Genomic DNA, 14,057 nt, shown 5'->3' with positions numbered 1-14,057 from the left:
GAAAAAAACAAAAGTCAGGAATCCAAAAATGAGATTTTTTTCTCCCATTTTTCAATTAATTTTGAGTTTTTATTGCATACTTTATACGAATAGATTGATTTATTCAAAAAAATCAAAAAAGTGTCTTTCAAAAGAAAGACGGAAAGGAAAACAAATGCTTAATACAAAGAAATCTAAGAAAAGATTTTTATCTGAAGGTGAATTAGAGCTGCAAAAGCTGAGGGAAAAAGAAAAATTACAACGGATGCTAAATAACGAAAATGTAATTCGATCGTGTTTTTCCGAGATCCCTTGTTTTTGGGGATTTGACAATTGTGTCGTATCAATTACTGATCCTACAATAATAATTGATGACGAAGCACTTGTTAAGCTATTTTATCGTGAAACTGCATCGTTAGAATTTAATCCTAATAATTCTTTAAATAAAATTACCATTCAATCTGAAGATATTGGGAAAGTAATTATTAGTTTAAAAGAACTGGGATATGTGAAAAAATATGCTGTCATCCAACTTAACAGTCCCAATATTAATTTTGAGACCACTAATATTGAAGGTATTAGGGGTAGATTAGAAAATGTGCTAAAGAAGTTGAAAGATGATTATAATATTGAAATTATTTATGATTTGAATAATGTTATCTTTAAAAAAATTGAATTAGCTTTTACAGTTGCTTTCGATCAACTACCATCTCTCCAAACGCGACAATTATTATTCAAATCACTTGCAAGAGGTAGACAAGCTGATTTAAAAAAACATCGAACCAGTAGAAATAAAAATGATTTTTCAATTTTAACCGCAACAATTTGTAATGCCGAAAAACATACATTTTATAATAAGATTGAAAAAGCAAAAAAGAAAAAGAAAATTCGTAAGAATAATTCAACACTAGATGGTCTGGAAGTATTCAGGTACGAAATTGAACTAGCTGATCGTTGGATAGCTAAAAAATTAGGTTCCCACTACTTATCGGATTTAAACGAAAATAAAATTATTCAGTATCTTGAATCTGTAATTTCATTAGCTATCGTTGAATACATCAAAGCTATAGAAGAATCAGTTTTTTGGTGTAACAAAAAGTTAAAAAAAATTTATAAGGAATGTAAGCGAAACGAGTACTTAACTGAGTTTTTAACTTACATTATTGATGAATTATCAGAAACAACATTATCAAAATTGATTGATGAAGAAGTTATTTCATTTCTACCCTTAAAATTTTTAAAGTCAAATAGAGCTTCAACTAAAAGAAGAATTCTTACTAGACTCCAAAAACACGAATTAAAAACTGGAGAAAACCACACATTTGGGAAAATGACAAGTTGGCATGTTCGAAAAATCTTAACAATCATGTACCAGGCAATTCAAGATGCAAAAGTTAATAGCTTAGGTACCTATAAAATCTCAACTTCAGTTGAATGTAAGAAGATTTCATTAGAATGCTACTCTTTAGAAGAACGAAATGCCATTTTTGAGTCAACAATTCGCTCAAATACCAGAAGTGATGATCGAGATAAATTACTAAATAAAATTTTAAATAGGTTTATCGAAGAAACAAAAGAAACTAATAATTTTAATACAGATTGTTAAGTTGAATGATCAAAAACGTTGATTTTATTGATACATATGTAAATATGTACATCAGCTAATATTCAAAAAGTTAAAGGATAATGATATGAAAATCACTTTTAGTAAAAATAAAAAAGAGCTTGTTTCTAAACTTTGGACGGTGAAAGAAACAAACTCGGAATATTTAAGCAATAATACGTATTACTTACTACTATTATCGCAATAAATTATAGAAATTTCAAGAGGTTTATTGATTATGAAACAAACCGTTAACAAAGAAGATTTAATTACAATGGGCTACAATACCTATACTGCTATTTCAATTATTAGACAAGCTAAACAAATTATGGTACAAAAGGGGTATGCCTTTTATAATAATAGACGTTTAGGGCACGTCCCAATCAGTGCTGTTGAAGAAATTCTGGGTGTTTCACTTCACGAGGGGGAATAATGCCACAATATCAACAGAAAACAAAATTTCCTGGAGTATATTCTGATAAAGACGGAAAATATTTTCTTCAAACTGAATTTGGTCGAGATAGAGTTACTGGGAAACGTGTACGAAAGAAATCTAGGGTAGATCAGCATGGAAACCCATTTAAATCGGCCGCAGATGCTTATAAAGAATTAATTCGGCTGAAACATGAATATCATCAGTCCCAAGGTTATTCTAACTACCGAATGAAATATCGGCAATTTATGGAAGAACATTATATTCCATATTACAGAACAACAGTTGAGCACAGCACATTTTCAGTTCGAGAGAAAAATCTTTTGCAGCTTTGTGATCGTTTTGGTGACACTACACTTCGTTCGATAACACTCGAACAAGTCCAGATGTTTCGTACATGGTTACTGACTAGTCAAGATGAGGGTGGTGCCGGATATTCACAAGGATATGCTAGCCTCATCTTTGGCATGTTTAGGAAATCATTGGACTATGCTTTGCAAATGGGATATGTGGAAAAAAACATTTCTAAGCAATCTAATGCAATTCCTAAAGGAAAAAGTAATGTCCCATATTGGACTAAGAGCGAATTTGAAGCTGTTATTTCGAAAATTTACATTGAAGATGTATATGAACATTTAAACTTCGTGATGATTTGGGTATATTTCATGACTGGCGTACGTGTAAATGAAGGTTGTGCCCTTCAATGGAATGATGTTGACTTTGATAAGCAACGCCTACGAGTTCATCATATGCTTATTGTTAAAAACAAAAAAGAATGGACTCGCAATTCTTATTCGAAAAGTAAAGACGGAAAAAGGATGATTTGTTTAGATAAAGATACTATTGATGTGTTAAAAAAATGGCGTGAAGCTCAAAAAAAGATTGGACTAGGACACGAGAACGATTTTATCTTTTCATACGATGGCTTACCTATGTTGAAATCTACAATCTCAAGGATTATTAAAAGGTACGCCAAGATTGCTCACGTAAAGCCTATCCAAGCGAAAGGTCTTAGGCACAGCCACGCCTCATTACTAATTAATGAATTAAATGTTTCTGTACTTATTCTATCAAAACGTTTAGGACACTCTTCTCCTGAAATCACCTTGAAACACTACTCACATCTATGGGATGGCGCTGATGAAGTTATCACTAATGAAATGGTAGGAATTATTAATGTTTCTTTTCCATCTTCTAGCTTAGTACATTTCAACGGGAACCAATCAATTTCAAAATAACATTCCCACCAAAAACCCCACCAAAGAATTACTAACTCCTCAAAAAGCCTATTATATAGCTATTCCTGAGGAGTCTGCAACCGTTGAGTGGGAATAAAAAAAAGGTCCGGGGGACCTTTTTTTCACGAGCTTTAAAACAATAGAGCGAGTTAAAGGTCCGGGGGACCTTGATTCACGAGCTTTAAATAAGAATTTAGCAGTTCTAAAAATGGGAAATCACACACAAAAAGCACTCTGATGTCTTGTCAGGAGTGCTTTCCTATTTCTACTTATCCAACCAAACTACTAAAGAATTTGACAATCATATCCCAGATAGCTCCGAAGAATCCGGCAATGGCATTCCACACATTTGTAAAGAAATTACCACTGTCTTTTAAAATAGAATCTGTATCAAAATTGATGTTGATATTGTTAAAGGTATCGCCCGCCTTGTCTACGATACTATTTTTCAAATCCGTTAATGTCTTGGTAAAACTTTTACTACTGATAACACTACTCTTTGAAAGATTCACTGCGAAATTGACAATCAAATTAATCTGGTCGCCTGTCACAGTCGTATCTAACTTGTAGTTTTTCAGGGTTTCTTCGACGATTTTCCGGATATCATCCTTACTCAAATCCTGATTGTTCTGTTTGGCATTGGCTACTGCTGTTTTAATGTCAGTCAATGCGACGTTTAACTTATCTGCATCGAAGTTTTTCTTGCCAGCATTCTCTTCATTGATCCCAGCCAAGGTCGTTAATTCTTCTTGAGCCAGATCTTTGCTTTCTTGAGAAACCTTGGCACCATTTTTTTCCAATGAGTAATAAATACCAGCCAAAGCACTTTCCCCAGTTACCTGAATGGGTGAAGCTACAGTAATTTGAGCATGCTCTAATCCAAGTGTAACAGCCGCATTCCGATACATATCTGCAGTAACCTTGGTGATGTTTTGAGGTGTCACGATATTCACTTCTAGTGGCTTATTTTTGCCTAACTTTTGAATTTTAACGGAGGAATAGAGTTCTAGACTATCATCGTTCGCAACGTTCATAATCGAAGAGTAAACCTCTGGTGTCATGGTCTTCCACTCTTCTTTGTCTTTTGAACTATCGTAGTTCAGCAAATTCAAGGTTTGCTCAATTTGCATTTGGTCTAGAGAATAACCCAAAACATAGTCTGGTTTGACATAAGTTTCATCAATGACTTTCTGGACATTGCTATCTGCAGAAACATGTGGAATTCCACTAAAGAGGGCAACTGTCGACGCTACAAATAAAGCAATTTTTCTTAATTTCATTTCTCTCTTCTTTCTATCTCATATCCACGCTGAGTATATTTTATTGACTATTTCACCTGACTAGAGATGAAAAAAAGAAGTCAATAAAAAAGTTATTCACTTCAATGTTTATTATATCGTTTCTTTCTTAAAAGAAGCTTACATTTCTTTTAAGAATGCATGACATTTTTATTTTCCCCAAAGAAACTGGAACAACAACTTATCTACTATTGGATTTTCATGAAGTTGGCTGTGCTGAGCACCTTTGCCATCAATCTTTTCTTCACGGTAGCTTTTTGCGCGCTCTACTACTAGGTAGCGAAGGGCTTTCGAAGAAACATTGAGAACCGATCCATCCGTCTCTCCACCGATATCACCATAGATATTCAGCACATCGATTTGATTTTCAGGATAGACTTCCCGAAGAGCTAAAAGATGCTGGTACTGCTCATTCATTGCGGAGGGTTTACCAGTTTGCGTATCTAGAGTCAACCCCTGGGGTAAATTCATCCCTTCGAGTCCAGCAACATGGTTTGCAATAGCGACCTGCTTGATAATTTTTGGTAAATTCTCATCATTTCCATGTTCCAGAAGATAATATAAGACGGACATATTTCCCATAGAATGAGCGACGACGTTCATCTCTTTAAAATGGTAGGTATCTTGAAGCTTTTTGACTACCTGATAGGCATAATTGCTGATGACTTTTGGATCGGGCGTGCGATTGTTTTGGTATTCCACTTTGATAATTGGATTAACTGCACCTTTTGGAATGGTCCCTGTCAGCCTTACCTGCCCATCTTCAGCCACGTTTGCAGTGATAACGGTTTGTGTCACCCCTGCTTTTTTTGCCGCATCTGTCATGTGTTTTTCTGCATTGGCACTCGATCCATAACCATGAAAAAATAAGGTAGGACGACTACTTTGTATGTAATTCGTGTGGTCCAGCTGCGTTTTTTGTTGATACTTCCCCCAAAAAGCGATACATAGGAGAATCAACCCCAAAAGCAGCCCGTAGAATGATTTTTTGTTCAATAGGAACTCCTCAAAATAATTTAAAACTAACTAGTATTTTATCATAGCTATTCAATGATTTCAAAATATTGAGAATGAAAGAGCCAAAATACACAAAAAGATTTATAGATTATAAGAGAGGCTGGGACAAAAGTCCTAGCCTCTTAATTGTTTTTGGATTGTCGAGCAAGACGCAGTGGTTGAGTGGGCTCTACTACGCTGATTTCATCAGCTGTTATAGCCCTACTCAACTGTGCGGAGGTGGGACGACGAAATCGAATTCTAACGAATTACCGATTTCTGTCCCACTCTCTCTGAATTGATTGATTAAAACCATGAAAATAGCTTCATAATTGTCATATTGGTCTGTACTAAACGAGAATAATAAATGTTCCCCCCATTAATGTAGAGTTCCATCCCGTTTAAAAGAGAGATAGGGTGGAGGTAAAGATAAGTTTCTCCGGTTACATTGCCAAGACTCGGAGCTACCACATCCCGCGAATAAGCGCGTGCCAACTCTAGCGAGTTGGTGCCACCGTTTTTTGCGACATAATCAATGTAGTCTTTTCCGAAATTATAGGCTTGAACGGCTGTCCAGCTATCAACCCCTTTTTTCTTGGCTTCTTTTAATTCGTCTGAGAGGGTCTGAATGCCTTGCCGAATACTGGCTTTATTATCGCTAATGGTATTGGTCTCACCACTGGCACTCTCACTGGCCTGCATGACATCGTCCTCTCGTCCTTTGGTTTCGGTGTAGATCATAGCCAGAATCAGATTCTCGTTTGCTGTTGTATCTTCCTCGGCAAGGACTTCTCTCACCAGAGTGCGGTACTGCATGACTTGTTTAACATCATGGCGGATCTGAATCGCTTTGTAGCCACCAAATATCAGTAAGATGAAAAAGAAGATCTTCACTATGCGTTTAATCATTATTTACTCTGTATATCCTCAATATTCTTGATCAGGATGGAATAGGTCCCGTTTTCATTTAAAATAAATTCAACAGATTCTGCGTCTTCATAGACGCTATTCGGAACAATTAGTTCGATTCCATTTGACAATGACAATTTTTGATTTTCAAACTTTTTCAACTGGCGGGTTGAATCAATTTCTTCAAAAGTTACAGGTTCAGGGATCGCTTCTTTGACTTGGTCAATAAAACTGAGACGAGCCGTCAAGTTGTCATCAAAGAGATCATCCGCTAATTTCTCTGGAGAGAGTTTATTTTCTTCCTCAATATGGTTGAATATAGCTGATTTAACTTTTGATTGAAATTGGAAATCATCGGTGTTAAAGCTCTCCGCAATTCGTTGGGCCGTTTTTTCTAGGGCTTTGATCGATTTTTTAGGAGAAATCTTGGGTTTTGCCTGCAAGAGATTCTCAGAAAAATAGTTCAAGAACGTCCCATTGTACTTGATTCGTTTTTCAATCAGGTGGTACTTACGGCTTTGAAGATTGATAACCAAGGCTTCATCGGCACCTGTTCCAAAACCAGGTAGATTATTTTGCGTCAGTTTGATGGGGTTATCGACTTCTCCCCCTAGATGGGTCAAAGTCTCCCGTAAAGTGATCCGCAAGAAGGCAAAGTGGTCCACACCTTCTTTTGAAAAATCAACAAAAATCAAATCATTGGTCTTTTGATTTTCAGAGATGATAAATTCTTCCTTCCAGCGATTCGCTACTGCAACTGAAGTGTCTAGTAAATCATCCGAAATTAGCTCAAGAAAAGGGTTATCCTCTTCGAAAATACCGGTCTTGGCCTCATCGGAATAGACCCGCTCAATCTTTTTGCGCAAGTATTCCTCAATTTTAGGTGTGATATTGAGGAATTTGTCCGCCAAATAAAGGTCGGTATCATCTGGGCTAAATTGATGAATGATAGCCTTTTTTACGTAAATGTCCATAAGAAGGTTTAGTCCTCGTAAAGTGGGAAGGCATCCGTCAAGGCTTTGACTTGGCCACGAACTTCTTCTAATACAGCTGGGTTATCTGCGTTTTTCAAGGTTTTGATCATCAGTTCAGCAACAGTACGGCTCTCCTCTACTCCAAAACCACGAGCGGTGATGGCTGCTGCCCCAATTCGAATTCCACTGGTCTTGAATGGTGACAAGGTTTCATAAGGAATAGAGTTCTTGTTGAGGGTAATGTTGACCTCGTCCAGTAAGTTTTGCGCTACTTTACCATTTTCAACGACTTTCGTTACATCGACAAGGAAAAGGTGGTTCTCAGTTCCGCCTGAAATGACACGGAAATCTGGATCTTTCAAGAAGACATCAGCCATAGCCTGGCTGTTTTTAATCACGTTAGCTGCATAGTCTTTAAAAGCAGGGTCAAGAGCTTCTTTGAAAGCAACGGCTTTGGCTGCAACGACATGCTCCAATGGTCCACCTTGGATACCAGGGAAGATGGCTGAATTGATCTTCTTGGCCAATTCTTCATCATTGGTCAAGATCAAACCTCCACGAGGTCCGCGAAGGGTCTTGTGTGTGGTCGTGGTCGTGATATGGGCATAAGGAACTGGGCTTGGATGAAGACCTGCCGCCACCAAGCCAGCGATATGGGCCATATCGACCATGAGTTTAGCTCCTACTGCATCTGCAATCTCACGGAATTTAGAGAAATCAATGATGTGAGAGTAGGCTGAGGCACCAGCAACGATGAGTTTGGGCTTGACTTCTTGGGCTTGTTTTAAGATAGCGTTAAAATCTAAGAGCTCTGTTTCAGGATCTACGCTATAAGATACAAAGTTATAAGTTTGCCCTGAGAAGCTTACAGAAGCTCCGTGAGTCAAATGCCCACCTGCAGCCAGATCCATTCCCATAACAGTGTCTCCAGGCTCAATCAAAGCCATATAGGCAGCACAATTGGCCTGACTACCTGAGTGGGGTTGAACATTGGCAAACTTAGCCCCAAAAATTTCCTTAGCGCGTTCGATGGCCAGGCTTTCGACGATGTCTACGACATCAGTCCCGCCGTAGTAACGGCGACCTGGATAACCTTCTGCATATTTATTGGTCAGAATAGACCCTTGCGCTGCCATAACCGCCTTAGAGACGACATTTTCAGAAGCAATCAACTCGATATTGTTTTGTTGGCGTTCCTCTTCTTTGGAAATAGCATTCCATAAATCTGCATCATAGGCTTTGTAATCTTCTTTATCAAAAATCATAGGTCTACTCCTTATTAAATAATTTTTTATATACATTATGACAGAGGAAGGTCATCTTCCTCAAAAGAAAGCTCGGGCACTTGTGCAAGCAAGTCAGCTTTCGTAATAGAACCTTGTCGTAAAATCCTTGCTTTGGCCCCAGAGATATCTAGGATAGTTGAATCTTGGCCAGTAAGGAATGCATCGTCCTCAAAGCCAGGAATTACCTGATCAAATTCTTTTACAATAGCTTCATACTTTGTCCCGCTAGCATGTCCAGATAGATTTGCAGAAGGACCAACTAAAGGACCATATTTACGAATTAATTCCAAGGTCTTTGGATGGGCTGGCATCCGAAAACCAACTGTATCCATCCCTGAATGAATCCAGTCAGGCACCTTTTCATTTGCTTGAAGAATAATAGTTAAAGGCCCAGGTAAAAATGAATCAATCAGTTTTGTTAAATAGCTAGGTTGATTTTTCGAATAAATTCGAACATCTTCTTCGTCAGCTACATTCAAGTTCAGGGCTTTCTCTCTAGGTCTACGTTTTAATTCGTAAATATAATCAACTGCCTCTTGATCCAAAGCTTTAGCGAAAATACCATAGACTGTTTCAGTTGGCAGAATAACCGCACGTCCTGCTTCTAATTCGTTCTCAATGTGATCCATTGTCTACTACTACCATTCTATCTTGTCCAAATTGGTCTTTCAAAACTCGAACTTGTTTGTCGGGAAATGCCTCTTGAAAAAGCTCTTTTATCTTGCTTCCTTGCTTATAGCCAATTTCTAGATAGATCTTTCCTTCTGGTGTTAAAACACTTGGTGCTTGCCGGGCAATCTTTTCGTAGATAGCATATCCATCACGGTCCGCAAAGAGAGCTAAATGGGGTTCAGAGGCTAATACATTAGTTCCTACTTCTTCTACATCATCCCGAGAGATATAGGGTGGATTGGAAACAATCAAGTCGTAAGGACCTTTTAGATCATTCAGTACATCTGAAGATTTAAAGGAAAGGACTGCTTCTAACTGCTGGGCATTTTCTTGAGCAAGCTCCAAAGCCTCTTCTGACACATCACTAGCTTGAACCTGCCAGGTAGGTCTAGCGAGGGCTAAGCTAATGGCAATGGCACCACTTCCTGTTCCAATATCCAGAACTCGTAGGGTTTCCCCATCGTTTTCCTCCAGTATGAGATCCACCAACTCCTCTGTTTCAGGTCGTGGAATCAGCACGCGCTCATCAACTGTAAAAACATGGCCACAAAATTCTGTGCTGCCAATAATATACTGGGCAGGGACGTGATGTTTTAGCTGCTCAAAGATGGATTCGAGCAAGGCCTGGTCCTCTGCTTCCACCTCTTTTTGCAGGGCAAGGACAAAGTCTGTAAAGGTCCAGTTTTTTAAAGCACGATATGCGAAGGAGAGGCTTTCTGCTTCCTCTCCGACGGATATTAATGCTTCTTCATACTGGGCTAATAATGGTCCCAACAACATTATTTATTCAACTCTTCTAATTTTTGTGTTTGATCATACAAGACCAAAGCATCGACCACTTCGTCCAGTTTACCAGATAAGATAGTATCCAGTTTTTGAAGGGTCAAGCCAATCCGGTGATCGGTTACACGGTTTTGAGGGAAGTTGTAAGTCCGGATCCGCTCTGAACGGTCACCAGTACCGATAGTTGACTTCCGCTCAGCATCTTGCTCGTCTTGGGCAATCTGAGCAAAGTGGTCAGCCACACGCGCACGGATGATCTTCATGGCTTTTTCACGGTTCTTCTGTTGCGTCCGTTCTTCTTGCATCTCTACCTTGATATTGGTCGGCAAGTGGACGATACGAACGGCTGTTGCGACCTTGTTGACATTTTGTCCACCCGCACCAGATGCGTGGTAGATGTCAATCCGAAGGTCTTTTGGATCAATGTCATACTCGACTTCTTCGATTTCTGGCATGACCAGAACGGTTGCTGTAGAGGTATGGACACGACCTTGGCTTTCCGTCACAGGAACGCGTTGTACCCGGTGGGCACCAGATTCATACTTGAGTTTCGAGTAGACCGATTGACCAGAAACCATGGCTACGACTTCTTTGATCCCGCCAACGCCATTGTAAGAGGCTTCCATGACCTCAAAGCGCCAACCTTGGCTTTCCGCATATTTTTGATACATCTGCAAGAGGTCGCCAGCAAACAACTGGGCTTCGTCTCCTCCTGCTGCCCCACGGATTTCCAAGATAATGTTCTTGTCATCGTTTGGATCTTTTGGAAGAAGTAAGATCTTCAGTTTTTCTTCGTACTCTTCTTTTTCAGCCTTGGCATCTTTCAGCTCTTGCTTGGCCATTTCTTCCAAATCTGCATCGCCACCTGCTTCCTTGATCATTTCTTCAGCATCGACGATGTTTTGGAGTACTTGTTTGTATTCCCGATAAGCTGTCACCGTATCACGAGTGGATGCCTCTTCTTTTGAAAGCTCCATAAAGCGTTTGGTATCAGAGACCACATCTGGGTCACTCAACAATTCTCCTAACTCTTCGTATCGGTCTTCTACAGCTTGTAGTTGATCATAGATATTCATGTTTGCTCCTTAATTCTTGGTTGTTAGATCATAGATTGCTACAATTTCGTCTTCTATGACTTGGCCAGTTTCTTTAAATCCATAATGGAGATAACAAGATCTCGCATGTTTATTTTCTGGTTCATATGATAACCAAAGACTTGTTGCTTTTCCAGCTGGCTCTGTTCGAACAAAGTCAATGACTGCATCCATAGTCGGTTTAAAATAGCCTAAACCTTGAAATCGTTTATCGATCATAAAACGAAATAACAAGTAGTTCCCCTTACTGATCCCAATTTTCCGGTCATAGGCAATCATAACAAAACCAACTAATACTTCCTTATCATAAACTGCTAAGGGAGCTATAAAATCACCATTTTTATCATATACATAGGCTTCAGCTAAACTAATGGAATTGGATGCAATAAAATTCCTTTGGTTTGGATGAACTTCTAGATTTAAAACGTCAAAATAATTTTCTATTGTAATATATTTTAAACAAATAGACATTTTTATCCTCTCTAAAACGTTCTAGATGCTTTCAGTTGGTATGTCTGGATTAAAATAATGCTTGCGGCAAACCGAGATATAGGTCTCGTGTCCACCAATCTGGATCTGCTCTCCGTCGTAGACAGGTTTGCCCGCTTGCGTGCGCAAGACCATGGTCGCCTTGCGGGAACAGTATTGGCAGATGGTTTTGATCTCCTCGATCTTGTCTGCTAACAAGAGGAGGTGTTTGGAACCTTCAAAGAGTTCATTTCGGAAATCATTTTTGAGGCCAAAAGCCATCACCGGCACATCCAGTTCATCTACAACCCTAGCCAAGTCATAGACATGGTGGCGTTTTAAAAACTGAGCTTCATCGATTAAGACACAGTAGGGTTTTTCTTCTAGCCTTTGGATATAACCGAAGATATCCGTCTCATCTTCGATGGCCATGGCTTCTCGTTTCATACCGATCCGGCTAGAAACTACTCCAACTCCATCTCGTGTATCGATTGCCGATGTCATGATGACGACGCTCTTGCCTTGCTCTTCATAATTATGGGCCACCTTCAAGATCTCAATGGTTTTCCCTGAGTTCATGGTCCCATATTTATAATATAATTGTGCCATTTTCCTTCTGTTCTCTCTAAAATGTGTTTCATTATCATTTTACCATAATTTTGCTGACCTTTGTATCCCAAAATGTGATAAAATAGTCCTATAAAAAATTTAGGAGGTGGCCCTATGCCATTTGTACGAATTGATCTATTTGAAGGACGCACTTTGGAACAAAAGAAAGCCCTCGCTAAAGAAGTAACCGAGGCTGTTGTCCGTAATACTGGCGCTCCTCAATCTGCTGTTCACGTTATCATCAACGATATGCCTGAAGGAACCTACTTCCCTCAAGGTGAAATGCGTACCAAATAAACAAAACAACCAGAAGCATATTCTGGTTGTTTTTGTTTTTAGGAAATTTGATATTTCTTTTGAATCTGCCAAAGTCGCATCTGGTAACAAAACCCACTAACGACAATACTAGAAATCAAGCCAATCCAGTAAGCATACGGACCTAGGTTAGTGACATGGTCTAAAAAGATCCCCAAGGGAATAGAGACACACCAGTAACTAAAGACTCCAAGTAGGAAAGGGACAGTTGTATCCTTGTAGCCTCGAAGAATCCCTTGAATCGGTGCTGCGACCGTATCTGCTATTTGGAACAGTAGGCTATAGGTCATAAAGATGGCTGTCTGATGAATAAATTCTGAGTCAGTTCCATAGAGTCCTGCCACTTGATAGCGATACAGATAGAGGAAAGTAAGGGTAAAGAAGGCAAATCCAAAGGCTGTCCAGCGTCCGATCCGACAATATTGGCGAACGACATCAGGACGACCAGCCCCAATCTCAAAGGATACAATAATAGCCATGGTATTAGAAATGCTTGCTGGGAAAGCGTACATAAGGGTTGAAAAGTTCATGGCTGACTGGTGACTGGCGATGGTCATAGATGGGAATTTAGCCATGAGTAACCCTACTACAGAGAAGATAATCACTTCAGCAAACACAATCCCTCCAATTGGTAAGCCCAATCGAATGGTCTCTTTCATCTCTTTGAGATTGAGAGGTTGAATCTTCCAAAGTTGGTAGATAGCTACTTTAGGGTGTTTGAAAAGGATCAAAAAGGCAATAATGAGCAAGACCCAGTAGGCCAAGGATGTCCCTAGTCCCGCTCCTGCTCCTCCTAGCTCAGGTAGACCAAAAGATCCATAGATCAACATGTAGTTAAAACTAGCGTTTAAAGGCAATAAGAGAAGCATGAGGTACATGGACAAGCGAGTGAGGCCCAAGGTATCCAGCAAGGAACGGACCACGCTAAAGAGTAAAAGAGGCAAAATCCCTAGAGACAGAAAGGCTAAATAATGGGTTGCAATCCCAGCTACGACACTTTCTAAACCGATTTTTCTTAAGACGACTGGTGCGATAACTAGTACAAAAACGATCAATAGGACAGCCATCATGAAGGATAGATAAACGAATTGATAAAAATCAGAAGCGATTCGTTTTTTATTCCCCTGCCCTAAATGATGACCGATAATTGGTGTTAAAGCTGATACAATCCCTGTTAAGAAGGTGAAAAAGGGATTCCATAGACTAGTGGCAGTTGAGACTCCAGCTAAGTCCAAGGTATTGTATTGTCCCGTCATGGCTGTATCAACAAAGCTGGCTGAATAATTAGCCAATTGGTAGATTAAAATCGGCAAAAATAGACTGACAAACAAGCGCAAACGCTCTTTAAAGTGATGGGTTAGATACATGGTTCTGACTTTCTTCTAATCAAGTTGAATTTT

The 14,057-nt window shown here is 39.2% G+C and carries 15 protein-coding genes; 4 read left to right on the top strand and 11 right to left on the bottom strand.

Annotated elements, in window-relative coordinates; translation table 11 throughout:
* The first annotated feature begins 154 nt into the window (after nucleotides 1–154).
* The 3 genes from QM830_RS03020 to QM830_RS03010 all read left to right on the top strand — a co-directional run bounded on the left by QM830_RS03020 (nucleotide 155) and on the right by QM830_RS03010 (nucleotide 3,253).
* Nucleotides 155–1,585: a hypothetical protein gene (locus tag QM830_RS03020; RefSeq protein ID WP_414260210.1), complete on the top strand. Its 1,431-nt coding sequence runs from the start codon at nucleotides 155–157 to the stop codon at nucleotides 1,583–1,585.
* Nucleotides 1,586–1,820: 235 nt separating this feature from the next.
* Nucleotides 1,821–2,015, top strand: a complete 195-nt coding sequence (locus tag QM830_RS03015) for a DUF3173 domain-containing protein (RefSeq protein ID WP_414260211.1) — start codon at nucleotides 1,821–1,823, stop codon at nucleotides 2,013–2,015.
* A complete protein-coding gene (locus tag QM830_RS03010) occupies nucleotides 2,015–3,253 on the top strand; it encodes a tyrosine-type recombinase/integrase (RefSeq protein WP_414260213.1) in 1,239 nt (412 codons plus the stop codon). The genes QM830_RS03015 and QM830_RS03010 overlap by 1 nt, the downstream gene beginning before the upstream one ends.
* 269 nt (nucleotides 3,254–3,522) lie before the next feature.
* Here QM830_RS03010 and QM830_RS03005 read toward each other — a convergent pair whose 3' ends face one another.
* The 10 genes from QM830_RS03005 to QM830_RS02960 all read right to left on the bottom strand — a co-directional run bounded on the left by QM830_RS03005 (nucleotide 3,523) and on the right by QM830_RS02960 (nucleotide 12,342).
* A complete protein-coding gene (locus tag QM830_RS03005; RefSeq protein WP_009731027.1) occupies nucleotides 3,523–4,533 on the bottom strand; it encodes a DUF1002 domain-containing protein in 1,011 nt (336 codons plus the stop codon).
* Between the two features lie 168 nt (nucleotides 4,534–4,701).
* On the bottom strand, nucleotides 4,702–5,496 hold the full coding sequence (locus QM830_RS03000) for an alpha/beta hydrolase (RefSeq protein WP_414325782.1): 795 nt from the start codon (nucleotides 5,494–5,496) through the stop codon (nucleotides 4,702–4,704).
* 357 nt (nucleotides 5,497–5,853) lie between these two features.
* On the bottom strand, nucleotides 5,854–6,456 hold the full coding sequence (locus QM830_RS02995; protein ID WP_414325592.1) for a lysozyme family protein: 603 nt from the start codon (nucleotides 6,454–6,456) through the stop codon (nucleotides 5,854–5,856).
* On the bottom strand, nucleotides 6,456–7,430 hold the full coding sequence (locus QM830_RS02990) for a nucleoid-associated protein (protein ID WP_414325590.1): 975 nt from the start codon (nucleotides 7,428–7,430) through the stop codon (nucleotides 6,456–6,458). The genes QM830_RS02995 and QM830_RS02990 overlap by 1 nt, the downstream gene beginning before the upstream one ends.
* Before the next feature lie 8 nt (nucleotides 7,431–7,438).
* Nucleotides 7,439–8,695: a serine hydroxymethyltransferase gene (gene glyA / locus QM830_RS02985; protein WP_009731023.1), complete on the bottom strand. Its 1,257-nt coding sequence runs from the start codon at nucleotides 8,693–8,695 to the stop codon at nucleotides 7,439–7,441.
* Nucleotides 8,696–8,730: 35 nt separating this feature from the next.
* Nucleotides 8,731–9,345 carry an L-threonylcarbamoyladenylate synthase gene (locus tag QM830_RS02980; RefSeq protein ID WP_414325588.1) on the bottom strand — a complete coding sequence of 205 codons (615 nt, stop codon included), beginning with the start codon at nucleotides 9,343–9,345 and terminating at the stop codon, nucleotides 8,731–8,733.
* Nucleotides 9,332–10,168: a peptide chain release factor N(5)-glutamine methyltransferase gene (gene prmC / locus QM830_RS02975; protein WP_414325586.1), complete on the bottom strand. Its 837-nt coding sequence runs from the start codon at nucleotides 10,166–10,168 to the stop codon at nucleotides 9,332–9,334. Before prmC ends, QM830_RS02980 begins: the two co-directional genes overlap by 14 nt.
* On the bottom strand, nucleotides 10,168–11,247 hold the full coding sequence (prfA, locus tag QM830_RS02970) for a peptide chain release factor 1 (RefSeq protein WP_003007273.1): 1,080 nt from the start codon (nucleotides 11,245–11,247) through the stop codon (nucleotides 10,168–10,170). The genes prmC and prfA overlap by 1 nt, the downstream gene beginning before the upstream one ends.
* Nucleotides 11,248–11,256: 9 nt before the next feature.
* Nucleotides 11,257–11,736 carry a GNAT family N-acetyltransferase gene (locus tag QM830_RS02965; protein ID WP_009731019.1) on the bottom strand — a complete coding sequence of 160 codons (480 nt, stop codon included), beginning with the start codon at nucleotides 11,734–11,736 and terminating at the stop codon, nucleotides 11,257–11,259.
* 21 nt (nucleotides 11,737–11,757) lie between these two features.
* A complete protein-coding gene (locus QM830_RS02960) occupies nucleotides 11,758–12,342 on the bottom strand; it encodes a thymidine kinase (protein ID WP_414325585.1) in 585 nt (194 codons plus the stop codon).
* Nucleotides 12,343–12,456: 114 nt separating this feature from the next.
* On the opposite strand from QM830_RS02960, the gene QM830_RS02955 reads away from it, so the two are divergent.
* The gene (locus tag QM830_RS02955; protein ID WP_001117401.1) at nucleotides 12,457–12,639 is read left to right on the top strand and encodes a 4-oxalocrotonate tautomerase; all 183 of its coding nucleotides are present in this window, start codon (nucleotides 12,457–12,459) and stop codon (nucleotides 12,637–12,639) included.
* A 38-nt stretch (nucleotides 12,640–12,677) separates the two neighbouring features.
* On the opposite strand, the gene QM830_RS02950 is transcribed toward QM830_RS02955, so the two are convergent.
* Nucleotides 12,678–14,024 (bottom strand): MATE family efflux transporter, encoded by a 1,347-nt coding sequence (locus tag QM830_RS02950; protein WP_414325579.1) that lies wholly within the window; start codon nucleotides 14,022–14,024, stop codon nucleotides 12,678–12,680.
* Nucleotides 14,025–14,057: the final 33 nt, after the last annotated feature.

It is taken from the genome of Streptococcus sp. OMI750, assembly GCF_047463895.1.
GTDB lineage: Bacteria > Bacillota > Bacilli > Lactobacillales > Streptococcaceae > Streptococcus.
Note: the sequence above shows the minus strand (reverse complement) of the source record. Positions and strands in the feature narration are given on the sequence as shown.